At 65.5% G+C, this 24,544-nt stretch carries 19 protein-coding genes; 16 read left to right on the top strand and 3 right to left on the bottom strand.

The window, feature by feature from the left end; genetic code table 11:
* Window positions 1–156: 156 nt before the first annotated feature.
* Window positions 157–2,061 (bottom strand): molecular chaperone HtpG, encoded by a 1,905-nt coding sequence (htpG, locus tag FHY18_RS02560; RefSeq protein ID WP_259150805.1) that lies wholly within the window; start codon window positions 2,059–2,061, stop codon window positions 157–159.
* A 240-nt stretch (window positions 2,062–2,301) separates the two neighbouring features.
* On the opposite strand from htpG, the gene rsmD reads away from it, so the two are divergent.
* The 6 genes from rsmD (at window position 2,302) to FHY18_RS02530 (ending at window position 8,307) form a co-directional block, all read left to right on the top strand.
* Window positions 2,302–2,925 (top strand): 16S rRNA (guanine(966)-N(2))-methyltransferase RsmD, encoded by a 624-nt coding sequence (gene rsmD / locus FHY18_RS02555; RefSeq protein WP_259150803.1) that lies wholly within the window; start codon window positions 2,302–2,304, stop codon window positions 2,923–2,925.
* Window positions 2,922–3,428 carry a pantetheine-phosphate adenylyltransferase gene (gene coaD / locus FHY18_RS02550; protein WP_259150798.1) on the top strand — a complete coding sequence of 169 codons (507 nt, stop codon included), beginning with the start codon at window positions 2,922–2,924 and terminating at the stop codon, window positions 3,426–3,428. Before rsmD ends, coaD begins: the two co-directional genes overlap by 4 nt.
* A 46-nt stretch (window positions 3,429–3,474) precedes the next feature.
* Complete coding sequence (locus tag FHY18_RS02545) at window positions 3,475–3,972, top strand: hypothetical protein (protein WP_055851674.1); 498 nt, start codon at window positions 3,475–3,477, stop codon at window positions 3,970–3,972.
* Between the two features lie 234 nt (window positions 3,973–4,206).
* Window positions 4,207–4,491 carry a YfhL family 4Fe-4S dicluster ferredoxin gene (locus tag FHY18_RS02540; protein ID WP_104612443.1) on the top strand — a complete coding sequence of 95 codons (285 nt, stop codon included), beginning with the start codon at window positions 4,207–4,209 and terminating at the stop codon, window positions 4,489–4,491.
* Window positions 4,488–6,266: a gamma-glutamyltransferase gene (gene ggt / locus FHY18_RS02535; RefSeq protein WP_259150794.1), complete on the top strand. Its 1,779-nt coding sequence runs from the start codon at window positions 4,488–4,490 to the stop codon at window positions 6,264–6,266. Before FHY18_RS02540 ends, ggt begins: the two co-directional genes overlap by 4 nt.
* A gap of 280 nt (window positions 6,267–6,546) precedes the next feature.
* Entirely contained in the window at window positions 6,547–8,307 is a 1,761-nt protein-coding gene (locus FHY18_RS02530; protein WP_259150793.1) for a glycoside hydrolase family 9 protein, read from the top strand.
* A 266-nt stretch (window positions 8,308–8,573) separates the two neighbouring features.
* Here FHY18_RS02530 and upp read toward each other — a convergent pair whose 3' ends face one another.
* Window positions 8,574–9,206, bottom strand: a complete 633-nt coding sequence (gene upp, locus FHY18_RS02525) for a uracil phosphoribosyltransferase (protein ID WP_055852279.1) — start codon at window positions 9,204–9,206, stop codon at window positions 8,574–8,576.
* A 151-nt stretch (window positions 9,207–9,357) separates the two neighbouring features.
* On the opposite strand from upp, the gene FHY18_RS02520 reads away from it, so the two are divergent.
* From FHY18_RS02520 to FHY18_RS02505, 4 genes are all read left to right on the top strand, one after another.
* The gene (locus FHY18_RS02520) at window positions 9,358–11,919 is read left to right on the top strand and encodes a TonB-dependent receptor (protein ID WP_259150790.1); all 2,562 of its coding nucleotides are present in this window, start codon (window positions 9,358–9,360) and stop codon (window positions 11,917–11,919) included.
* Complete coding sequence (locus FHY18_RS02515; protein WP_259150789.1) at window positions 11,919–13,037, top strand: phytase; 1,119 nt, start codon at window positions 11,919–11,921, stop codon at window positions 13,035–13,037. Before FHY18_RS02520 ends, FHY18_RS02515 begins: the two co-directional genes overlap by 1 nt.
* On the top strand, window positions 13,034–14,413 hold the full coding sequence (locus FHY18_RS02510; RefSeq protein ID WP_259150788.1) for a metallophosphoesterase family protein: 1,380 nt from the start codon (window positions 13,034–13,036) through the stop codon (window positions 14,411–14,413). The genes FHY18_RS02515 and FHY18_RS02510 overlap by 4 nt, the downstream gene beginning before the upstream one ends.
* Before the next feature lie 387 nt (window positions 14,414–14,800).
* Window positions 14,801–15,508 (top strand): glycosyltransferase, encoded by a 708-nt coding sequence (locus FHY18_RS02505; protein ID WP_259150787.1) that lies wholly within the window; start codon window positions 14,801–14,803, stop codon window positions 15,506–15,508.
* Between the two features lie 350 nt (window positions 15,509–15,858).
* Here the strand turns inward: FHY18_RS02505 and FHY18_RS02500 are convergent, their stop codons facing one another.
* Complete coding sequence (locus FHY18_RS02500) at window positions 15,859–17,355, bottom strand: aminotransferase class III-fold pyridoxal phosphate-dependent enzyme (RefSeq protein ID WP_259150785.1); 1,497 nt, start codon at window positions 17,353–17,355, stop codon at window positions 15,859–15,861.
* Between the two features lie 120 nt (window positions 17,356–17,475).
* On the opposite strand from FHY18_RS02500, the gene FHY18_RS02495 reads away from it, so the two are divergent.
* From FHY18_RS02495 to secF, 6 genes are all read left to right on the top strand, one after another.
* Window positions 17,476–17,907, top strand: a complete 432-nt coding sequence (locus FHY18_RS02495) for an Lrp/AsnC family transcriptional regulator (RefSeq protein ID WP_259150784.1) — start codon at window positions 17,476–17,478, stop codon at window positions 17,905–17,907.
* Between the two features lie 630 nt (window positions 17,908–18,537).
* Window positions 18,538–19,608, top strand: coding sequence for a tRNA preQ1(34) S-adenosylmethionine ribosyltransferase-isomerase QueA (queA, locus tag FHY18_RS02490; protein ID WP_259150782.1), 1,071 nt, complete (start codon window positions 18,538–18,540; stop codon window positions 19,606–19,608).
* A 68-nt stretch (window positions 19,609–19,676) separates the two neighbouring features.
* Complete coding sequence (gene tgt / locus FHY18_RS02485) at window positions 19,677–20,822, top strand: tRNA guanosine(34) transglycosylase Tgt (protein ID WP_259150781.1); 1,146 nt, start codon at window positions 19,677–19,679, stop codon at window positions 20,820–20,822.
* Window positions 20,823–20,956: 134 nt separating this feature from the next.
* Window positions 20,957–21,310 (top strand): preprotein translocase subunit YajC, encoded by a 354-nt coding sequence (yajC, locus tag FHY18_RS02480; protein ID WP_228419225.1) that lies wholly within the window; start codon window positions 20,957–20,959, stop codon window positions 21,308–21,310.
* 332 nt (window positions 21,311–21,642) lie between these two features.
* Window positions 21,643–23,487: a protein translocase subunit SecD gene (gene secD, locus FHY18_RS02475; protein ID WP_228419226.1), complete on the top strand. Its 1,845-nt coding sequence runs from the start codon at window positions 21,643–21,645 to the stop codon at window positions 23,485–23,487.
* Window positions 23,488–23,546: 59 nt separating this feature from the next.
* Entirely contained in the window at window positions 23,547–24,515 is a 969-nt protein-coding gene (secF, locus tag FHY18_RS02470) for a protein translocase subunit SecF (protein ID WP_228419227.1), read from the top strand.
* Window positions 24,516–24,544 lie beyond the last annotated feature (29 nt).

Genomic DNA, 24,544 nt, shown 5'->3' with positions numbered 1-24,544 from the left:
ACGGTGGTGGCTGGCGCGCGTTCAACGCTCTGGGGATGAATTTTAACTCGGCAAGTGACCTGTGACGCAGGTAAGGCGTCTGCCATAAGCCAGCATAGACATAAAAAAGACCGGCGCATGCGCCGGTCTTGGTGTGTCGCAAACGCGTCGTAAGCCTTAAGCCGACAACTCCAGCAACAACTTGTTCAAGCGCTTCACATAGCCGGCCGGATCCTTGAGGCTATCGCCCGCCGCCAATGCGGCCTGGTCGAACAGCACCCGGCTCAGGTCGCCGAAGCGGTCCATGTCGGCTTCCGCATCCAGCTTTTCGATCAGCGGGTGGGCGGGGTTGAACTCGAACACCGGCTTGGTTTCCGGCACGGCCTGGCCGCTGGCTTCCAGCAGCTGGCGCATCTGCAGGCCCAGGTCGCCCTGGCCGATGGCCAGGATCGCCGGGGAGTCGGTCAGGCGGTGCGAGACGCGGACTTCGGCCACGTCGTCGCCCAGGGCGGCCTTGATGCGCGAGGCCAGGCCTTCCTTGGACTTGGCGACTTCTTCCTGCGCCTTCTTGTCTTCTTCCGAATCCAGCTTGCCCAGATCCAGGTCGCCGCGTGCCACGTCCACAAACGACTTGCCGTCGAATTCGGTGAGATAGCTCATCAACCATTCGTCGATGCGGTCGGTGAGCAGCAGCACTTCGATGCCCTTCTTGCGGAACACTTCCAGATGCGGGCTGTCCTTGATCTGCGCATAGCTTTCGCCGGTGAGGTAGTACAGCTTGTCCTGACCTTCGGCCAACCGACCGACATAATCGGTCAGGCCCACGCTCTGCGCGCCAGTGGTGTCGTGCGTGGAAGAAAAGCGCAGCAGACCGGCGATCTTCTCGCGGTTTGCGTAATCTTCGGCCGGGCCTTCCTTCAATGCCTGGCCGAAGTTGCGCCAGAACGTGGCGTAGTCGTCCGGCTTGTCCTTGGCCAGCTTCTCCAGCATGTCCAGCGAACGCTTGGTCAGTGCGGACTTCATCGAGTCCACCACCGGGCCCGATTGCAGGATTTCGCGCGAAACGTTGAGCGACAGGTCCGACGAATCCACCACGCCCTTGATGAAACGCAGGTACAGCGGCAGGAACTGCTCGGCCTGGTCCATGATGAAGACGCGCTGCACGTACAGCTTCAGGCCCTTGGCCGAATCGCGGTGATACAGGTCGAACGGCGCACGGCCGGGCACGAACAGCAGCGAGGTGTACTCCAGCTTGCCTTCGACCTTGTTATGGCTCCACGCCAGCGGGTTGCCCGCGTCGTGCGCGACGTGCTTGTAGAACTCCTGATACTCCTCGTCCTTGATCTCGGACTTGGGGCGCGTCCACAGCGCGCTGGCGCGGTTGACCGATTCCCACTCCGGCTCGGCGGGCTTGTCGGCGTCTTCGCCGTAATGCTCCTTGCGCATTTCGATCGGCAGGCCGATGTGGTCGGAGTACTTCTTGAGGATGTTGCGCAGGGTCCAGCCGTCGGCGAAGGAGTCTTCGCCTTCCTTCAGCTGCAGCACGATGCGGGTGCCGCGCTCGGGCTTGTCGATGCTGGCGATTTCGAATTCGCCTTCGCCACGCGAGGACCAATGCACGCCCTCGTTGGCGGGCAGGCCGGCGCGGCGCGAGTACACGTCCACCTGGTCGGCGACGATGAAGGCGCTGTAGAAACCGACGCCGAACTGACCGATCAGGTTGGCGTCCTTCTTCTGGTCGCCGCTCAGGTGCTTGAGGAAGTCGGCGGTGCCGGACTTGGCGATGGTGCCCAGATGCGAGACCGCATCCTCGCGGCTCATGCCGATGCCGTTGTCGTCGATGGTGACGGTGCGCGCGTCCTTGTCGTAGTCGACGCGGATACGCAGCTCGCTGCCGCCTTCCAGCAGCTCGGGCTTGACCAAGGCTTCGAAGCGCAGCTTGTCGGCGGCGTCGGCAGCGTTGGAAACCAGCTCGCGCAGGAAGATTTCCTTGTTCGAGTACAACGAATGGATCATCAGCTGCAGCAGCTGCTTGACCTCGGTCTGGAAGCCCAGCGTCTGCTTGTCGGTGTCAACGGTCATTGGGGTCGTGCTCCATGGTGGTCCGGGCCGCACTGCGGCCGATGGCCTGGGGGATGAGGCCGTCGGCGGATTTTTTCAAGGCGTGCCCGCGCAAGATGTGGCGCGTGGGTGTCCGGTCAGGGCAGGGCGGGCACGTCGGCGGCAGCGGTATCATGGGCGGCCATCGCCTGCACTCCGAACCATGCTGCCACTCGTACCACCTGTACTCCCCCGTCGTCCGCCTGCCACAGGCGCGCTGCGATGAGCCGCCCGGCGCGGCCGGCGCCGCGTGGCGCGGAAGGGCAGGTGCGCATCGTGGGCGGGCGCTGGCGCAACACGCGTCTGGCGGTGCCCGACGCGCCGGGGCTGCGCCCCAGCAGCGACCGTGTACGCGAAACGGTGTTCAACTGGTTGATGCCGCGCCTGCGCGGTGCGCGCGTGCTGGACCTGTTTGCCGGCTCCGGCGCGCTGGGGATGGAATCGGTCTCGCGCGGGGCCGCGCATGCCACGCTGATCGAGCGCGACCCCGGCCTGGCGCAGCGGCTGCGCGAGCTGGTGACCAAGCTCGATGCGGCCGATCAGGTGCAGGTGCTGCAGGAGGACGCGCTGCGCTGGCTGGAGCGCGCGCCTGCGGCCCAGGCCGATATCGTGTTCGTCGACCCGCCGTTTGCCGCCGGCCTGTGGCCGAGCGTGCTCGAACGCCTGCCCGCGCATCTGGCCGCCGAGGCCTGGCTGTATCTGGAAGCGCCGGCCGATGCGGCGCTGCAGCTGCCGGCCGGCTGGCACCTGCACCGCGAGGGCGGCACCCGGCAGGTGCGCTATGCGCTGTATCGCCGGGCCGCTGCTACACTGAACGGCGATCCAGCCCCGGTAGTTTCCGTATGAGCGTGGCCAGCAGCCGCACCGCCGTCTATCCCGGTACCTTCGACCCGATCACCAACGGGCATATCGACCTGGTGAACCGCGCCGCGCCGTTGTTCGAGCGCGTGGTGGTGGGCGTGGCGTACAGCCCGTCCAAAGGCCCGGCGTTGCCGCTGGAAAAGCGCGTCGCGCTGGCGCAGGAAGCCCTGGCGGCGCACAAGAACGTGGAGGTGCGCGGCTTCGACACGCTGTTGGCGCACTTCGTGCGCGACATGAACGCCGGGGTGCTGCTGCGCGGCCTGCGTGCGGTGTCGGACTTCGAGTACGAATTCCAGATGGCCAGCATGAACCGCCATCTGATCCCGGAAGTGGAAACCCTGTTCCTCACCCCGGCCGAGCAATACAGCTTCATCTCGTCGTCGCTGGTGCGCGAAATCGCGCGGCTGGGCGGCGACGTCTCCGGCTTCGTGCCGGCCTCTGTGGTCGAAGCCTTGCGGCAGGTGCGCGAGTCCCGCGCGCAGGCCTGATCTCATCTGTCGTTCCATCACCACGCTTTTCAAAGGGAGGAGTTTCATGAAACACACCATGCGCGCTCTGGCGCTCGCTTCGATCGCCGCTCTGGCGGTCACCGCCTGCAAGAAGGAAGAGCCGGCGCCGACCGCCGCTGCCGCCCCGGCAGCGCTGAAGGCCCCGGCCAAGGACGACAACGCCGGCTGGAAGAAGTATCTGCAGGAAGTGGTCGGCCAGAACCTGGGCGCGACCACCAACAGCCCGTTCCTGTACTACTTGCCGCCGGAGTCCGATGCCGAGTTCGCCGGCAGCTACGAGCGTCAGCTGGAAAGCGTCAAGACCGCGCTGGCGCGTGGCGTGCAGCCGGGCAACATGCTGGCCTTCGGTTCGTCCGCATCCACCAAGATGGCCGACCTGATCGACGCCGCGTTCAAGGACGTGCAGCCGGATTCGATGAAGGGCGTGCGCGTGCTGTTCATCGGCGACGCCGCCGAGAATGCGCGCGTGCAGACCATCGTCCAGCCCAAGGGCGCGGAATACACCTTCGTTGAAGCCAAGTAATGCCGTACCAGGCCGGATGCGCGGGAGGGCGCAGCCGGCCGCCGTGTGCGGAGCCAGCAGCATGCTGACTTCGCACATCGCCGGAGCCGGCCGTGTCAGGCCGGTGTCCGACAGCGCTCACGGCGTTGTCCATTTGCTGATCATCTGCGCCGTGTGCGCCTGCCTGCAGCAGTACGTTGCGTTCCAGCGCCTGCAGTTGAATCGCGCTGCCTTGCATCGCATGGTGTTGTCGATATGTCGCTGAAAATCAACGAGCTCTGCGTCAACTGCGACGTCTGCGAGCCGGCCTGCCCGAATCAGGCGATCTCGATGGGCGAGACCATCTACGTGATCGACCCGGCACGCTGCACCGAATGCGTGGGCCACTTCGATGAAGCGCAATGCGTAGTGGTGTGCCCGGTCGAGTGCATCGACCCGGATCCGGATATCCCGGAAACCCATGATCAATTGCTGGCAAAGCTCATGCAGCTGCAGCGCGATCACCCCGAACTGTACGAACAGGAGCCTCCCGTCCCGTGAGCACTTTGTCCCGACGTTTTTCGACACGCGGCCTGCTGTTGCTGGCCTTGGTGCTGGCGCCGCCGGCCTGGTCCGCCGACGGCGCCAAGCCGTCCGCCGGCGCAGCTGCGGCGGTCGCCGCGCATCCGCCCGGTGCGGCCGTGGCCAGTGGTCATGCCCTGGCCACCGATGCCGGCCTGCAGATCCTGCGCGAGGGCGGCAACGCGTTCGATGCGGCGATTGCGGTGTCGTCCACGCTGGCGGTGGTCGAGCCGATCAGCTCGGGGCTGGGCGGTGGCGGCTTCTTCCTGCTGCACGATGCCAAGACCGGCAAGGACGTGATGCTGGATGCGCGCGAATACGCGCCCGAATCGGCCACGCCGGAAAAATTCCTCAACAAGCAGGGCGAGCTCGACCGTGACCGCTCGGTCAACGGGCCGTGGTCGGCCGGTATTCCCGGGCTGCCCGCCGCGCTGGTGGAGCTGGCGGCCAAACACGGCCGGCTGCCGCTGAAGCAATCGCTGGCACCGTCGATCCGCATCGCCACCGAGGGCTTTCCGGTGTATGCGCGCATGGCCAAGGGCTACGCCTCGCGGCGCGAGGTGATGGAGCGCTATCCCGGCACGCGCGAGGTGTACTTGCGCGGCGGAAAACCGATTGCCGAAGGCGACCTCTTCAAGCAGCCCGAGCTGGCGCACACCTTGACGCTGCTCGGCGACAAGGGCTTCGATGGGTTCTACAAGGGCGAGACCGCCAAGAAGCTGATCGCCGGCGTCAAGCAGGCCGGTGGCCATTGGACCGCGGCGGAGCTGGCCGGTTATGCGGTCAAAGAGCGCGCGCCGATCCAGTTCGATTACCGCGGCTGGAAGATCACCACCGCGCCGCCGCCGTCGTCCGGCGGCATCGCGCTGGCTGCGATGCTGCAGATTCTGGAAGGCTGGGACCTGAGCAAGCTCGACGACGTGCATCGCACCCATCTGGTGGTGGAATCGATGCGCCGTGCCTACCGCGACCGCACGTTCTTCCTGGGCGACCCGGACTTTGTCGACGTGCCGCAGCGTGTGCTGACCAGCAAGGATTATGCGCAAGGCCTGCGTGCCACCATCAATCCGGAAAGGGCCACGCCCAGCGATCTGTTGTCGGGCAACCCCACGCCGCTGGAAGACGACGAGACCACCCACTTTTCCATCATCGATGGCGAAGGCAACCGCGTCGGCGCCACCCAGACCGTCAACCTGCTGTATGGCTCTGGCCTGATCCCCAAGGGTACCGGCGTGCTGCTCAACGACGAGATGGACGACTTTGCGCTCAAGCCGGGCACGCCGAATGCGTTCGGCGTGATGGGCTATGCCGCCAACGCGCCCAAGCCGGGCAAGCGCATGCTCAGCTCGATGACGCCCACCTTCATGGAATCGGCCGACAAGGCGATCGTGCTGGGGACGCCGGGCGGCAGCCGCATCATCACCATGGTGCTGCTGGGCATCCTGGGTTACGACGCCGGGCTGGATGCGCAGGCGGTCAGCGCCTTGCCGCGCTATCACCATCAGTGGCTGCCGGACGTCATCGACGCCGAAACCGACGCGTTCTCGCCGCAGACCGCCAAGGGTCTGCAAGCGATGGGCCACGCGCTCAAGCTGCCGGGCGACACCGCCGAGGGCGGGCGCGGTTCCAGCCACGTGTGGGGCAACCTGCAGACCGTGGAATGGGACAAGCGCAGCAACGTGCTCAGCGGCGGCAGCGACCCGCGCAATCCGGTGGGCAAGGCAGAAGTGCAGTTGGCTATACCGGTGCGATGAGTCCGTCCTGCCTGCTCCGTGCGCCGGAGCAGGCAAGCCGAAGCGGACGACCGGACATGCCCTCTGCTGCGGTGGCGTCTTGTCAGCGGGGTCGGCTCGCGCGGCAGCGTTGCCAACTGTCGCGCTGCGAAACGTCTCAGGCGCGTGCGTGCAAGGTGCAGGCCTGCGTCGGCGCGATGGCTTGCCCGTCGCGGCTTCGCCAGCGGCAATGCGATTTGCCGCGGTGGCTTATGTCGATATTGGACTTGTCGCTGTGCGTCGATTTGGCGACCATCGTGGCATGACCATTTTCCAGACCTTGATTGCCGCCATGGTGATCGCATCGCCCATCGCCGCCTGTGCAGCCGATACCACCGGCACTGCCGGCACCGCAACGGCGACCGGCGCTGCCATCCACGTCAATCAGCTCGGCTATCTGCCCGGCTCAGCCAAGCTGGCGGTGGTCGGGTTGCCGCAGGGCGTGGCGCCGGGGGCGGACCGTTTCACGGTCGAAGATGCACAGGGCCGCAAGGTGCTGCAAGGCAGCTTGCTACCGCCAGCGCTGTGGTCGCCGGCTGGTCAGCAGGCGCGTGTGGCGGATTTCTCCAGCGTGCGTGCGCCGGGCACCTACCGGTTGAAGATCGACGGGCTGCCGGCCTCGGATGCATTTGCGATCGATGCGCGTGCGTATCAGCCGGTAGTCGATGCGTCGCTGAAGGCGTTCTACTACAACCGTGCCAGCACCGCGTTGCCGGCGCAGTTCGCCGGGCGTTACGCGCGTGCGGCCGGACATCCGGACACGCAGGTGCGCATCCATCCTTCCGCCGCGTCTGCCACGCGTCCGGCCGACAGCGTGATCAGCGCACCCAAGGGCTGGTACGACGCCGGCGATTACAACAAGTACATCGTCAATTCCGGCATCAGCACCTACACCTTGCTGGCGGCCTACGAGCACTACCCGGCGCTGTTCAACGCGCAGGCCCTGACCATCCCCGACGACGCGCCCGGCGTGCCCGGCATCCTTCAGGAAACCTGGTGGAACCTGGAATGGATGCTGGCCATGCAGGACCCGGCCGATGGCGGGGTGTACCACAAGCTCACCGACAAGCAGTTCGATGGACTGGTGATGCCGGCGCAGGCCGGGCAGCAGCGCTATGTGGTGATGAAGGCCACCGCGGCCACGCTGGATTTTGCGGCCGTGATGGCGGCAGCCAGCCGCGTCTATGCGCCGTTCGAAAAACACTATCCCGGGGTGTCGGCACGCATGTTGAAGGCCGCGCGCGCTGCCTGGAGCTGGGCGCAGCAACATCCGGACGTGATCTATCGCCAGCCCGACGACGTGCGCACCGGCGGTTATGACGATGCGCAGGTCGACGACGAGTTCGCGTGGGCGGCAGCGGAGCTGTATGTCACCACCGGCGAGGATGCTTTCTACGACGCGATGGTGGCGCGCAACGTGCCGGCCAGCGTACCTGGCTGGAGCAATGTGGGCGGGCTGGCGTGGATGTCGCTGGCCGCGCATCGCGACACGCTGACCGCGCATGCGGACCGTGCGCGCATCACGCGCGAGATCACCAGTCTGGCGCAGCAGTTGACCGACCAGTGGCAGGCGTCTCCGTGGCGCCTGGCCATGGCCGACAAGGATTTCGTATGGGGTAGCAATGCGTCCGTACTCAACCGCGCGATGATGCTGCTGCAGGGCTATCGGCTGACCCGTCAACGGGCGACGCTGGATGCCGCGCAATCGCACCTGGATTACATCCTGGGCCGCAATCCGCTGGGGCTATCGTTCGTCACCGGCGTGGGCCAGCGCACGCCGATGCATATCCATCATCGCCCATCGGAGGCCGACGGCATCGAGGCGCCGGTGCCGGGTTGGCTGGCCGGCGGCCCGCAACCGGGACAGCAGGACGCCAAGGACTGCAAGATGCCGTATCCGTCCAGATTGCCGGCGCTGTCGTACCTGGACGACACCTGCAGTTACGCGAGCAATGAAGTCGCCATCAACTGGAATGCGCCGCTGGTATATGTGAGTGCGGCAATCGAGGCGTCGACACCCTGAGGCAGGCTTCAGCGCGTCGACGCGGTTTTTCCTGCTCCCGTCGGGAGACGGTGGCGCATAGCGCCGGGTGAGGGTACGGCGTGTGCAAGAACGCTGACACACCGTCCCCTCACCCCAATCCCTCTCCTGTAGGAAAGGGGCTTGAGGTCGCCGATTCATCTTATCGGCGCGGTTGCAGCGCGGTCGGATAGTGCAGCGCGCATCGGCCTTGATCTGGACGCTTGGGGCGCTCATCTCAGCTGGGAAACTCACTTCAGCTGGAAAGCTCACTCCACCCGCGTACCAAAAATCCGGTCGCCGGCATCGCCCAGCCCGGGCAGGATGTAGCCCTTTTCGTTGAGATGATCGTCGATTGCGGCGGTATACACCTCCACGTCCGGATGCACCGCTTCCAGCGCTTTCAGGCCTTCCGGTGCGGCGACCAGGAAGATGCCCTTGATGCGCCGCGCACCGGCACGCTTGAGCATGTCGATGGTGGCGATCAACGTGCCGCCGGTGGCCAGCATCGGGTCCAGGATCAGTGCGTCGCGCTCTTCCAGGCGCCCGGTGAGGCGTTCGAAGTAGGGCACCGGCTGCAGGGTTTCTTCGTCGCGCTGCAGGCCGACCACACTCACGCGTGCGGCCGGAATCAGCGCCAGCACGCCGGGCAGCATGCCCAAGCCGGCACGCAGGATCGGCACCAGGGTGATCTTGGCACCGGCGATGCGCTGCACATCGACCGGGCCGGCCCAGCCTTGTTGCACGTGCGATTCGGTGTCCAGATTGGCGGTGGCCTCGTAGGCCAGTAGCGTGCCCAGTTCGGTGACCAATTCGCGAAATCCCTTGGTGCTCAAGGCGGCATCGCGCAGCAGGCCGATTTTGTGCTGGACGAGAGGGTGGCGGACTTCGACGATTTTCATGGGCAGCGACAGGCGGGAGAGACGCACAGTGTGCCGCAGCCATGCGTTGCGCTGCCACACGTCCGGTGTGATCGCGCTTGCATATGTCATGTCGTTGAAACGTCGCAGACATAGTGTGCACACCCATTCTTAACCGATTGGGGAAGCACTCGTGTCCAACAAGACTCCGCTCTGCCTGGCGATCACGCTGACGCTGGCATCGGCCGGCTGGGGCCCGCAGGCACATGCGGCAGAGGCGGCGGCCGCATCCGGCGCGGCCAGCGGTGCGGCGGCCATTGATCTGGAACGTCTGGAAGTGCGCCCGCAGCTGGAAGCGCAGGAGCGCGCAGTCGATCTCAAGCGTGCGTCCGATGCCATCCAGGATGCCGTGGCCTCCGATGCGATGGGGCGTTACCCCGACAAGAATGTTGCAGAATCCTTGCAGCGCCTGCCCGGTGTCAGCGTCACCCGCGATCAGGGCGAGGGGCGTTTTGTGGTGATCCGCGGGCTGGATTCGTCGCTCAACAGCGTGACCATCGACGGCATGAGCATGGGCACGCCGGAAGACGGCACCCGCTCGGCGCCGCTGGACGTGATTCCGTCCGATTCCACCGAGCGCTTGAAGGTGGTGAAGTCGCCCACCCCGGACATGCCGGGCGATTCGATCGGCGGCGCCATCCAGGTGGAATCCACCTCTGCGTTCGACCGCGACGGGCGCACCCTGCGCGGTTCGATCGAAGGCAGCCACCAGTCGCTGTCGGGCAAGACCAGCCCCAAGGGCGCGTTCAACTACAGCGACATCTACAACGGCACCTTCGGTGTGGCGGTGGGTGTGAACTATCAGGACCGCGAGTTCGAATCGGACAACACCGAAGTGGCGTACGACCGCTTCGACGGTGGCGCTGCCGACGACCTGTTCGCCGGCGAAGTACAGCGCCGCAAATACTTCATCGAGCGCACCCGCATGGGCGCCAACCTCAATCTGGACTGGCGCCCGGACGCCGACAACCGCTACTACCTGCGCTCGCTGTACAGCCGTTTCGACGATGCCGAAACACGCCAGCGCACCATCTTCGGCCTGAGCGACGGTGAGGTCAGCGCCAACGGCGATGGCACCTACAACGTGGCCGATCTGCCGGCCGACAGCATCTCCAAACGGGTGCGCTACCGCACCAAGAAGGAAGACAACACGGCGATCAGCTTTGGCGGCGAAAATCGCCTGAGCAGCGCCACCGTCGATTACAAGGTGGGCTACACCAAAACCACCGAGCGGGTGAACGATGAGATGGAAGCGCGCTTCAACTACGACGGCGACGACCTGTCGGCCAGCGTGGATCAGCGCAGCGGCATCCCGCGGTTGGGCTTCTCGGACAACCGATGGCAGAGCAACCAGGATTTCGTGTTCGACCGCTTCGTGCTGGCGCCCAAGACGGTGGACGATAGCGAGCACAGCGCGCAGGTCAATGTGCGTTTCGATGGCGAACATTCCAGCCTGAAGATGGGCGTGCTCGGTCGCTGGCGCGAACGCGATGTGGACGTCGACGAACAGGAGCTGCGGCGTGGCCCCGCCATCGATCTGAGCAGCTGGACCACCGCCGCACCGGAGCACCGCGGCGGTACGCTGGGCGAAAGCATCGGCTCGGACGGCATGCGCCGCTACTGGCGCGCGTCGGGCGGGTTGTACAGCGCACGGCCGCAGGATGTGGGCGGCAACCAGCAGGTCTCGCTGCAGGACGACTACACCGCAACCGAAGACGTGTTCGCCACCTATGCGATGGGCACCTGGGATATCGGTGCATTGCGCATGATTGCCGGCGTCCGCGTGGAGAACACCCAGTTCAACGCCACCGGCAACCAGGTCGACGTTGCCGAAAACGGCCGTACTGCGACGGTCACGCCGCGCGAGGCGTCCAGCAGCTACACCAACGTGCTGCCGGGCCTGCACCTGCGTTACGACAGCGGCAACGACTGGGTGTTGCGGTTTGCAGCCAACAAGACCTTGTCGCGCCCGTCATTTGGCGATGTGTCGCCACGCGTGAGCATCAACCGCGGCGATGAGGAAGTGAGCATCGGCAACCCGGATCTCAACCCGTATCGCTCCACCAATCTGGATCTGTCGTTCGAAAAATACATCGGCAGCACCGGCCTGGTGTCGCTGGGCGTGTTCAACAAGTCGATCGACGATTACATCGTGCAGACCATCAGCACCACCGATGTCGAGTTCCCCGGTTTGCAGGTGACGCGTTCGATCAATGGCGACACCGCCAAGGTGCGCGGCGCCGAGTTCAATTGGCAGCAGACGCTGGACTTCCTGCCCGAAGGCTGGAACGGCTTGCTGGTCGGTGCCAGCGCCACCGCGCTGGACAGCGACTTCGACCCGGGCCTGAGCGATCGTGCCGGCGACGACTTCATGCTGCCGCGCTCGTCCAAGCGCATCTACAGCGGCCATCTGGGCTATGAAAAATACGGCTTCAGTGCGCGCGTGGCAGCGGTGTATCGCAGCGAGTACCTGGACACCATCGGCCAGAGCCGTGCGTACGATATCTATGTCGCCCCGCACACCCAGCTGGATGTCAGCATGAGTTATCAGTTCAACAGCCACATCAGCCTGTACCTGGAAGCGCAGAACCTGCTGGATGAGCCATTGGAGCTGTACCAGGGCGTGCCCTCGCGCACGCTGCAGAACGAAGAGTACGGCCGCACCTATGCGCTGGGCCTGAAGGTGGCGCTGTGATGCGCGCTGGCGGGCTGCTGCACTCCACAGTGTTTGCGAGCGCGTTGCTGCTGGCCGGGTGTGCGACCAAGCCGGTCGACCGCGAAGCCGACGAAGCGCTGCTCACCGATCCCACGCTCAGCGACGCCAAGGTCGCGCACGAAGTGGTGCCGGAAGCCTTCATCACCGCGCTGACGCCGTCCGACAATCTGGATTCGCCGGCCAGCTGGATTGCGCCCGATGGCAGCCGCTGGGTGATCGCCACGGCCAAGGCCACGCATGCGCTGGTGGTGTTCGACGGCGACAGCGGCAAGCGGCTGCGCGTGGTCGGCGGCAAGGGCAAGGCATTGGGCAAGCTGGACCGGCCCAACGGGATTTCGGTGGTCGACGATCTGGTCTTCGTGGTCGAGCGCGACAACCGCCGCGTGCAGGTGTTTTCGCTGCCGGATTTCAAACCGCTGACCGCGTTCGGCCAGGAAGACCTGCGCGAGCCTTACGGGCTATGGGTGCGCAAGCATGACGGCGGCTACGAGGTGGTGGTCAGCGACAACTACATGTCGCCGGCCAATAAGGATCAGCCGCCGCCGCTGGCCGAACTGGGCCAGCGTTTTCGTCGTTATCAGTTGAATGCGGCAGGGCAGGGCTGGCAGGCGCGGCTGACGCAGAGCTTTGGCGACACCACCACCGCTGGCGCGGTGCGCATCGCAGAATCGGTGTTTGGCGATGAGGCCAATGCGCGGCTGCTGATTGCCGAAGAAGACGTGGCGGTAGGCACGCAGTTGCGCGAGTACGGCATGGACGGGCGTTACCGCGGGCGCGATGTCGGCGCCGGGCTGTTCAAGGCGCAGGCCGAGGGCTTGACCTTGCTGCAGTGCGCCGATGGCAGCGGCTACTGGATCGCCACCGATCAGTTCAAGGATCGCAGCGTGTTCCAGGTGTTCGATCGCAACACGCTGGCGCATGTGGGCGCCTTCGCCGGCCGCGTCACCGCCAATACCGATGGCGTGTGGCTGGATCAGCGTGGCGATGCGCGCTTCCCCGGCGGCGTGTTCTACGCGCTGCACGACGACCAGGCCGTGGCCGCATTCGATTGGCGCGACATCGCACGCACGCTGCGGTTGAAGGACTGCGCGCCATGAGCGTGGCGCGTGCAGCGTGTTATGTAGCGCTCGTGTCGATCGCACTGGCGGGTACCCAGGCGCTGGCTGGCGAGCGGCCGGCCGAGCCGAATACGCAGGTGCCGGCCGGTTCCACCCATTACGTGGCCGATGGCTTTCCGGACCGGATCGTCGCCACCCCCGCGCAGGACGCGGCGACCGGTTTCGCAGTGGCCTGGCGCACCGATGCCAGCGTCGATCAGCCGTGGCTGGAACTGGTGATTGCCGGCGATTCGCCCGACGTCGGTACGCCACGGCGCATCCGCGCCAGCACCGCCACGCTGAGCAGCGAAAACGGCAGCTCGCATCACCATCGTGCCGATATCGACGGCTTGCAGCCCGACACCTTGTACGCCTACCGCGTGCAGGGGCACGACACCTGGGGTGCATGGAATCACTTCCGCACCGCGGCCACGCCGCAGACACCGCTGACGCTGCTGTACTTCGGCGATACCCAGAACAAGAATCTCAGCCTGGTCTCGCGGGTGATCCGCCAGGCCTGGCGCTCGGCGCCGGACGCGCGGCTGGCGCTGTTTGCCGGCGATCTGGTCAGCGGCAAGGACGGCCAGGACGACAACGAATGGGCGGAGTGGTTCGAAGCCGGGCGCTGGTTGCTGGAAGGCACCGCGGTGGCGCCGGCGCCGGGCAATCACGAGTACCACGAAGAGGGCGAAGACACTCCGCAGGCCACCCGCACGCTTGGCAGCCATTGGCCGGTAACCTTCGCCCTGCCGCGTAACGGGCCCTCGGCCACGGCGCGCACCAGTTACTGGTTCGACTATCAGGGCGTGCGCATCGCCGTGCTCGATGGCACCTCGGTACTGGACCTGGGCACCGGGCCGGCGCAGGCGCAATGGCTGGACACGGTGCTGGCCGACAACCCGCACCCGTGGTCGATCGTGCTGATCCACCAGCCGTTCTTTTCGCCGCGCGCCGATCGCGAGAACGAAAAGCTGGTCGAACAGGTGCTGCCGGTGATCCGCCGGCACAAGGTGGATCTGGTGCTGCAAGGGCACGACCACACCTATGGCCGGCGCGGCGACCAGGCCGGGCAGGCCACGCCGGTGTTCGTGGTATCGGTCGCCGGGCCCAAGCAATACCGGCTTTCGGACATGGCCCGCAAGACCATGCGCCCGGTGGGTGAAGACACCCAGCTGTATCAGGTGCTGCGCATCGACGGCCAGCATCTGGTCTACGAATCGCGCACCGCCACCGGCCGCCTATATGACGCCTTCGAGCTGCGGCGCGACGCGCACGGCGACAAACGACTGATCGAGCACCCGCAAGGGCGTATCGCACCACGCGATTGCCCGCGCGATGCCACGCTCAAGGGCCGTGCGGATCGTTGCTGGGAGTGAGCCGGGCAGGGCGCAGGAATGGGGGCAGCCAGCGATTGCGCACTCTCGAAGATGGCGGCGCTGCCCCGATGATGTGCAAGGCGCGAACCCCGCACACATACGCCTTGTGCTGCAATCTGACGGTTATCGCCGGGTCTCGATCACGCAACGATGACAAAGCGGCGAAAGGTTGAATCGGCATCCGCCAAGATTTATGCGTCGTTGCAAAACTTCGCATCGCCATAGATTTTATGGATGGGGAGTGCGTTGCACGATCAGATACTGTGGATTACATCATGTCGATAGTGAGACTACGGTTGCTGCGGCCAAGTCGCCAGCCGAGTGACCCGCTTCAACGCGGTGCTGCGGTGACGGCTCTGGCTCCCCCAGCCCACCGAGTCGCCCCCCATGATTCCCCAACTCATTCACCTGACCGCACCCACCAAGCAGCTGCTGTGGGAGGAGCGCAGGGTTTGCGATCGCCTGCAGCGTTTGTTGCCCGGATGGACCTGTCACCTCTGGGACGATGCCGATAACTCGGAATTGATGCGACGTGCGTTTCCGCAGTTTGCGCAGCGCTACGAGCGCATCCGTTTTGGCGTGATGAAAGCCGACATCGCGCGCTGTGCATACATGCATGCGCATGGCGGTTTCTACTTCGACACCGACTACAAGCTACTGCGCCCGCTAGGTGCGGACGTGCTGTCGCAGCGATGCGTGCTGCCCATCGAGGAGGGCACGCCCGGCAACGACGACTTCAAGATCGGTAATGCCGTGTTCGGCTCCGAAGCGGGGCATCCGTTCTGGCGCGCGTTCATCGAGCACATTTTCAACGTGCATGCACCGGAAGCGCTGGAAGACCACCGCGAGATTCCGATGATCTCCGGCCCGCGCGGGCTCACTCGCTTCTACAACGCGCATGGCGGGCAGTTCGCCGGCATCGTGTTCCCGCCGCGCAATGCCTTCCATCCGGATCGCACCTGGTTCGGGCTTGGCCATCGTGGCGGCCAGATCGCAGTCGGCTCGCACTTGTGCTGGGCATCGTGGCGCGGCAAATCGCCACACCGCGCAGTGAGCAATTACCTGCGCCGCAAGTTGAGTGCGGTGCCGATCTGATTGGTGCTTGTCCGTTGTGACACAGCGACCGACCTCGGCGCATGCGGTGCAGGACGAGGGTGTTCAGCCAATCCGACAAGCACGTTGCTGGCGATTCATGCAAGCGAACGCTTGCACGCCGGTTTGGCTTCGCAGTGAGCCTTGCACTTATGCGGCAAGGCGCGGCGATCCAGGTGAGATGCGCCTGGCCACGGCATGGCAACTGACTGTATGCGGACGATGCCTTGCGCGATGCCCGCCGGTGCGGCTCAGGGTGTCAACCCAGACAGCACCGCGCGGGTGGCGCTCCAATACCCAAGCGGGCGCCGCGTCGGCGGCACCTGCGCGGCCGATGTACCGCCCGGCACGGATCAGGCCGCCTCGGCCTGCATCTGGCGCGGGCCTTCCTTCAAGGCGCGTGCGATCAGACCGACCAGCAGATCCAGCTCTTCTTCGTCCATCGCAAAGTGCGGCGTGAAGCGCAGCGAGTTCTCGCCGCCGTGGATCACGTTGACGCCGCGATGGCGCAGCCACTCCTCGGTGGAGCCGGCTCCGTAGCACTTGAACTGCGGCGCCAGTTCGCAGGAAAACAGCAGCCCGGTGCCTTGCACCTTGGTGATCAGGCCGCCCAGTTCCGCCTGCAGCGCCTGCAGCTTGGCAATCGCCTGCGCGCCGCGGGTGCGGATGTTGTCGCGCACTGCAGGCGTGAACAACGCCAGCGTGGCGCAGGCGACATCGAGCGCGCGCGGGTTGGTGGTCATGGTGTTGCCGTAGGTTCCCTTGCGGTACACCTGCGCGGCGTGCTCGGTGACGGCCAGTACCGACAACGGGTACTGGGCGGCGTTGAGCGCCTTGGAATAGGTCTCCAGATCCGGCGGGTCCAGCTGCTCGAAACCGGGGTAGTCCACCACCGACAGCACGCCGTGCGCGCGCAACCCGGCCTGGATGGAATCCACCAGCAGCAGGCTGCCGTGCGAGCGGGTGAGCGCCCGTGCGGCGGCGTAGAACTCGGCCGGCAGGGCACGCCCCGGGTCGCCTTCGCCCATCACCGGCTCCAGGAACACCGCTTCGATAAACCAATGGTTATGCGCGGCCTCTTCGAAGGCGCGCTCCAGGGCGGCCACGTCATAGGGCGCGATCGCGATCACCGACGCTTCGTCGCGGTAGCTGGCCAGATACTTGGTGTAGGTCTTGCGGCTGGAGTCCGAATACAGCCCCGGTCGGTCGGTGCGGCCATGGAAGCTGCCCTTGACCACCAGGCGCTTGATGGTGGCCCCGGCGTGCCGCGCACCCGGGTCGGTGTGCAGCTTGGCATTGGTATCGACGATGCGCGCAGCCAGGCCCACCGCTTCGGAGCCGGAGTTGAGGCACATGAAACGTGCGAACGGGCAGCCGCCGCGGCTGTGGCCGATCTCGGCGCGCAGGGCGCGGTCCAGCCGGCGCTGCGCCAGGCTGGGCGTCATCACATTGGCCATCACCTGCGGGCGTGCCATCGCCTCCAGCACCGCTGCGGGGGTGTGGCCGAAGCCGAGCATGCCGTAGCCACCGGCGTCGTAGAGCACCGCGCCCTTGAGCGTGACCACCCACGGCCCGCGTGCGGCCAGCGCCACGTAGGGCGTCACCGCATCGTCGGCGTAGAAGTTGATGAAGCCGTCCTGCACCGCGGCGATCTGGGCGTCTTCGTCCAGGTCGAGCAGGTCGGCGGCGTCTTCGCGCACCTGCGCGTATTCGGCGGAAGCGGCGTCGATGGCGTGGGCCAGGTCCGGGTGATTGGCGGCCAGACGCACGATGGCGGCATCGTCCAGGCCATCGGTCAGGCGGCGGCCGGCGTGGGCACGCAGCGGGGCGAGCGGGGCGAGGACGGACATGGCGCATCTCCTGCAGGTGGCGTTGTCCTTCCTATTATCGGCAGACGATCGGCGTTTGGCAGCGTGAATCTGGGCACGATGTGCGGTATTTTCGTCGATTCGCCGAATCGGATGCGCATTGTGAAGATCACCCCGTCCGACGAACGCCTGTTGTCGCTGCTGCGCGAGGACGCGCGAGCGTCCACTGCCCAGATCGCACGCCGGCTCGGGCTGTCGCGCACCACGGTGCAAAGCCGCATCGAAAAGCTCGAACGCGATGGCGTGATCAGCGGCTACACCGTGCGCACCCACGACGACTACGAACATGGCCGCATCCGCGCCCACATCCTGATCACCGTGCTGCCCAAGAAGATGCCTGCGGTGGTCAAGGCCTTGCGCGACATCGCCGAGGTGCGCCTGCTGCATTCGGTCAGCGGCGCCTACGACCTGATCGCGCTGGGTGTGGTCGGCGGCGTCAACGAGATGGACGTGCTCACCGACGCGATCGGCGCGATCGACGGGGTGGAGCGCACCACGACCTCGATCATTTTGTCGACGAAGTTCGAGCGGTGAGGGGGGGCCGGGATTCGGCATTGGGGATTGGGGATTCGTCAAAGCGGGCTGGCTTGGGTCCTGAATGTTCCGGCCTGCGGAGCCGGGATTCGGCATTGGGGATTGGGGATTCGTCAAAGCTGGCTGGCTTTGGTCCTAGACGTTCAGGCCTGCGGAGCCGGGATTCGGCAGTGGGGATTGGGGATTCGTCATAGCTGGCTGGCTTGGCCCGAGACGTTCCGGCATGCGGAGCCGGGATTCGGCAGTGGGGATTGGGGATTCGTCATAGCTGGCTGGCTTGGCCCGAGACGTTCCGGCATGCGGAGCCGGGATTCGGCATTGGGGATTGGGGATTGGGGATTCGTCAAAGCGGGCTGGCTTGGTTTCTACACGTTCCGGGCTGCGGATCCTGCTCTTGCCAATCCCGAATCCCGAATCCCGAATCCCGGCCACTAGGCCAAGTCTGTCGACGAAGTTTGCGCAGTGAGGAGACCGGGAATCGGCATTGGGCATCGGGGATTCGTCAAAGCAGGCCGGCTCCTGTCCTACACGTTACGGCCTACGGATCCTGCTCTTACCAATCCCGAATCCCGAATCCCCAATCCACCGCAGTTACACTACCCGGCTCCTTAGCCATCTAATCCCGCGGCCTTGAAGAAGTCCGATTTCAACTATTCGTTGCCCGACGAGCTGATCGCCCAGGCGCCGCTGGCCGAGCGTGCGGCCAGCCGCTTGCTGGTCGTTCCGCCGTCGCCGCAGGCATTCGCCGACCGCCAGGTCCGCGATCTGCCCGAACTGTTGCAGCCGGGCGATCTGTTGATCTTCAACGACACCCGCGTCATCCCGGCGCGGCTGTTCGGGCAGAAGGCCAGCGGTGGGCGGGTGGAAATCCTGATCGAGCGCCTGCTGGGTGAACGCGAGGCGCGGGTGCAGATCGGCGCCAGCAAGTCGCCCAAGGCCGGCAGCCTGATCGCGCTCGATGCCGGCGGCCAGGCCGAGGTGCTGGGGCGCGACGGCGAGTTCTATCTGCTGCGCTTCCAGATCCCGCTGCCGCTGGAGCAGTGGCTGCCCGAGGCCGGCCGCCTGCCGCTGCCGCCGTACATCCGGCGCGAGCCGGGGGTGGAAGACCGCGAGCGCTATCAGACGGTGTTTGCGCGCCAGGTCGGTGCGGTCGCCGCGCCGACCGCCGGCCTGCATTTCGACGAGCAGCTGCTGGCGCGCCTGCGCGAGCGCGGTGTCGAGTTCGGCCACGTCACGCTGCATGTCGGTGCCGGCACGTTTCAGCCGGTACGCGTGGATGCGCTCGACCAGCACGTGATGCACAAGGAGTGGCTCAATGTCGGTGCCGCGCTGGTCGAGCAGGTGCGCCGCACGCGTGCCCGCGGCGGCCGCGTCATCGCGGTGGGCACCACGGTGGTGCGCTCGCTGGAAAGCGCCTGGCGCACCACCGACGCCGCGCCCGGGGGCGAGTTGCTGCCGTTCGCCGGCGAAACCCAGATCTTCATCCTGCCCGGCTACCGCATCCGCAGCGTCGATGCGATGGTCACCAACTTCCATCTGCCCGAAAGCACGCTGCTGATGATGGTCTCGGCCTTCGCCGGCCGCGAGCGCATTTTCGAGGCCTACCAGCACGCCATCGCGCAGCGCTATCGCTTCTTTTCATACGGCGATGCGATGTTGTTGTGGAGCAGGGATTGGGGAGTCGGGATTGGGGATTCGTAACAGCACCCCATTCGCCGCTTCTCGCTTTTGCCAATCCCGAATCCCCAATTCCAAATCCCGGCCCCTCAATGTCCCGACTCCAGTTCCAGCTCCAAGCCACCGACGGCCACGCGCGCCGTGGCCGTCTGACCTTTCCGCGCGGCACGGTGGAGACCCCGGCGTTCATGCCGGTGGGCACCTATGGCTCGGTCAAGGGCATCCTGCCCGAGCAGATCCGCGCGCTGGGGGCGGAGATCATCCTGGGCAATACCTTCCATCTGTATCTGCGGCCGGGCCTGGATGTGATCGGCGACCATGGCGGCTTGCACGGGTTTGCGCGCTGGGATGGGCCGATCCTCACCGACTCCGGCGGATTCCAGGTGTTCTCGCTGGCGCACCGCCGCAAGATCACCGAGCAGGGCGTGACCTTTTCCTCGCCCACCGACGGCGCACGGGTGTTCCTCGGGCCGGAAGAGAGCATGCAGATCCAGAAGGTGCTCGATTCGGACATCGTGATGATCTTCGACGAATGCACGCCGTACCCGGCCACCGAAGAGGTGGCGCGGCGCTCGATGGAGCTGAGCCTGCGCTGGGCCCAGCGCTCGCGCGATGCGCACGACGGGTTGGGCAACGATGCGGCGCTGTTCGGCATCGTGCAGGGCGGGGTGCATCCGGACCTGCGCAGCCGCTCGCTGGACGGACTGCAGGGCATCGGTTTCGACGGTTATGCCATCGGCGGCCTGGCAGTGGGCGAGCCCGAGCACGAGCGCAACGCCATGCTCGAACACCTGCATCCACGGCTGCCGGCCGACCGCCCGCGTTATCTGATGGGCGTGGGCCGGCCCGAAGACCTGGTCGAAGGCGTGGCGCGTGGGGTGGACATGTTCGACTGCGTGATGCCCACCCGCAATGCGCGCAACGGCCACTATTTCACCTCATTCGGCACCGTGCGCATCCGCAATGCCAAGTACGAGCGCGACCTGGACACCATCGAGCCCGGCTGCGGCTGCCACGCCTGCAGCAGTGGCTACACGCGTTCGTATCTGCGTCACCTGGACCGCTGCAACGAGATGCTGGCACCGATGCTGGGAACCCTGCACAACCTCTGGTACTACGAAAAACTGATGGCCGACCTGCGTGCGGCGATCGCGGCGGGAACCTTTGTGCAGTTCCGGCGGTCCTTCTATGCGGCACGCGGCGCCACCACGCCGCCGTTGCCGGGGGAAGCCAGCTGAGCCCTGCCGTCCATGCCCTCAGCGCGGACGGGGTGGAACCTGCGTGGCATAATTCCCGGCTGTTCCGCCCTGGCGGTACCTGAATAGCGAGTGGGCCCGTGAGGGCGCGCTGGCACCAAACTAGGATGCACTGAATGAATTTGCTCGATTTCCTGATCCCGGTCGCCCAGGCGCAGGCCACTGGCGGCGCACCGGCGCCCGGCCCGATGGGTAGCCTGTCTACCTTCGCGCTGCCGATCATCCTGATCGCGGTCATGTATTTCTTGATGATCCGCCCGCAGATGAAGCGTCAGAAGGAGCACAAGTCGCTGCTGGACAAGCTGGCGCGCGGCGATGAAGTGATCACTTCCGGCGGCGTCGCCGGCGTGATCACCGACATCGGCGACAACTTCATCACCGTGGAAGTGGCCGACAACGTCCGCATCCGCGTGCAGAAGAGCGCCGTGGGCCATGTGCTGCCGAAGGGCACGCTCAAGTCCGCCAGCTGAGTCGCGCCATCGGCATCGGGCACCGTCTGGCACTGCCGGCCGGTGCTCGAAAACGCCAGCGGCCGCTCGTACACTCCGCTGTCGTCGTGCTGCCGATGCGTGCTTGGGGCTGCTCAAGACGTCGCTGCACATGAACACCTGCAACACCACAACTGCGCGCACCGTCAGGCGGGCGCAGTCGGTGCACGAAGTCGGAACTCGCCCTTCGGGCGCTTTCGCTCCGCGCACTGCCCGTATCCACCGGATGACCGCTCGCGACGCTGTATCGGCCGCTTGAAGTCGTTCTCACTGCTAGGCGCGGCGCCGGGATGGTGCTGTGCGGGACTGTCGCAATGCTCGAATTTCCCCGCTGGAAGTATTTCCTGATCCTGCTGGTGCTGGCGGTCAGCGCGTTGTATGCGCTGCCCAACATCTACCAGAAAGACCCGTCCGTGCAGATCACCGCCAGCCGCGGTGCGCAGCTCGACGACGCATTGCGCAGCCGCATCGACGGTGAGCTCAAGGGCGCGGGCATCACGCCCAAGGCCGTCACCAAGGAAGGCGACAGTCTGATGGTGCGCCTGCCTTCGTTGCAGGCGCAGACCCGCGCCAACGACGTGCTGCGCCAGCAGCTGGGCGAGAACTACACGGTGGCGCTGAACCTGGCGTCCACCGTGCCGGAGTGGCTGGCCAAGCTGGGCGGCAAGCCGATGGTGCTGGGCCTGGACCTGGTCGGCGGCGTCCACTTCGCCATGCAGGTCGATCAGAAGGCCGCAGTGGAAAAGCGGATCGAAGGCTTTGCCGAAGACATCCGCACCACCTTGCGTGACAGCCGCATTGCCTATCGGGCGGTCGAGCGTCGCGGCGACAACAGCATCCAGGTCAGCCTGGGCGAGGGCGCCAGCGCCGACGCGGCGCGCACCGCGCTGGCCAAGGCGCAGCCGACGCTGACCTACGACGTCAGCGGCCAGAACATCGCAGTGAAGGTGCCCGAGGCCGAGCTCAAGCAGATCGCCAGCGGCGCGATCGAGCAGAACCTCACCACCTTGCGCAACCGCGTCAACGCGCTGGGCGTGTCCGAGCCGACCATCCAGCGCCAGGGCGAAGACCGCATCGTGGTCGAATTGCCCGGCTTGCAGGACACCGCCGAGGCCAAACGCCTGATCGGCGCCACCGCCTCGCTGGAATTCCGTGCGGTGGTCGAAGGCAATGCCGAAGACGCGGTGCGCAGCGGCAGCATTCCGCCGGAAGCCAAGGTCTACCGCGTGCGCGATACCGGCGCGCCGGTGCTGCTCAACAAGCGCGCGCTGGTGACCGGCGATCAGATGGTCAGCGCCAGCGTCAGTAACGACCAGAACGGCATGCCGGCGGTGTCGGTGACGCTCAACAACGTTGCCGGCCAGCGCATGCTCGACTACACCAGCGCCAACGTCGGCAAGCTGATGTCGGTGGTGTATATCGAGCGCATCCCCACCGTGACCATGGTCGACGGCAAGGAAGTGCGCAGCGTTCGGGTCAAGGAAGAAGCCCTGTCGCCGACCCGCATTGCCGGCGTGTTCGGCAAGAACTTCCAGACCACCGGTCTGGAGAAGGTGGAAGCGGAGAACCTGGCCAAGCTGCTGAAGTCCGGCTCGCTGGCTGCGCCGATGGATTTTGTCGAGGAATACGTGATCGGCCCGAGCCTGGGCGCGGAGAACGTGGAGCGTGGCGTCACTGCCGTGGTCTACTCGTTCCTGTTCACGCTGGTGTTCTTCACGATCTACTACCGCGTGTTCGGTGCGATCACCTCGGTGGCGCTGCTGTTCAACCTGCTGATCGTGGTGGCGGTGATGTCGCTGTTCGGCGCCACCATGACGCTGCCGGGTTTTGCCGGCCTTGCCCTGTCGGTGGGTCTGTCGGTGGACGCCAACGTGCTGATCAACGAGCGTATCCGCGAAGAATTGCGGCTGGGCGTGCCTGCCAAATCGGCAATTGCCGCAGGGTATGAAAAGGCCGGCGGCACCATCCTGGACGCCAACCTCACCGGTCTGATCGTGGCGGTGGCCTTGTACGCGTTCGGCACCGGCCCGTTGAAGGGCTTCGCGCTGACCATGATGATCGGTATCTTCGCCTCGATGTTCACCGCGATCACCGTGTCGCGTGCGCTGGCGGTGTTGATCTACGGCAGCCGCAAGAAGCTGAAGACCGTCGCTATTTGATGCGAGTCCCTCGCAAGAGCCCGCACATCCATGTGCGGACTTCTTAGGAAGATCTTTCAATGAAAATTTTTCCGCTTCACCTGATTCCCAACGACACCAGGATCGACTTCATGCGCCCGCGCAAGCCGGTGCTGATCCTGATGCTGATCCTGGCGGTTGCGTCGGTCGGCATCATCGTGGGCAAGGGTTTCAATTACGCGCTGGAGTTCACTGGCGGCACGCTGGTGCAGACCAGCTTCCAGAAAACGGTGGACGTGGACCAGGTGCGCGAGCAGCTGTCCAGGGCCGGCTTCGAAAACGCCCAGGTGCAAAACGCCCGCGGCGGCAACGAAGTGATGATCCGTCTGCAGGCGCGCGAGCAGCACAATAACCGCGACGATGCGGCGCGCACCGTTGCCGAAGAAGTGCGCAAGGCTGTGAGCACCGAACAGAACCCGGCCACCGTGCAGCCGGGCGAATTCGTCGGCCCGCAGGTCGGCAAGGACCTGGCCTTGAACGGCGTGTACGCCACGGTGTTCATGCTGGTGGGCTTTCTGATCTACATCGCCTTCCGCTTCGAGTGGAAATTTGCGGTGGTGGCCAGCCTGACGGCCTTGTTCGACTTGCTGGTGACGGTGGCCTTCGTATCGCTGACCGGTCGCGAGTTCGATCTGACCGTGCTGGCCGGCCTGTTGTCGGTGATGGGCTTTGCGATCAACGACATCATCGTGGTGTTCGACCGCGTGCGCGAGAACTTCCGTGCGCTGCGTGTGGAACCGCTGGAAGTGCTCAACCGTTCGATCAACCAGACACTGTCGCGCACGATCATCACCGCGGTGATGTTCTTCCTGTCGGCATTGGCGCTGTACATGTACGGCGGCGAGTCGATGGAAGGCCTGGCCGAGACCCACATGATCGGCGCGGTGATCGTGGTGATCTCCTCGGTGATCGTGGCCGTGCCGATGCTGAGCATCGGCCCGTTCGCAGTGACCAAGCAGGACTTGCTGCCCAAGGCCAAGGACGTGGAGGCGCTGGCGCGTCGTCCTTGATCGGCTGGCAAAAGGTGTGACGAAAAAAC

The sequence above is a fragment of the Xanthomonas sp. 3793 genome (assembly GCF_024806835.1).
Lineage (GTDB): Bacteria > Pseudomonadota > Gammaproteobacteria > Xanthomonadales > Xanthomonadaceae > Xanthomonas > Xanthomonas arboricola_F.
This window is presented reverse-complemented; position numbering and strand designations above follow the sequence as displayed.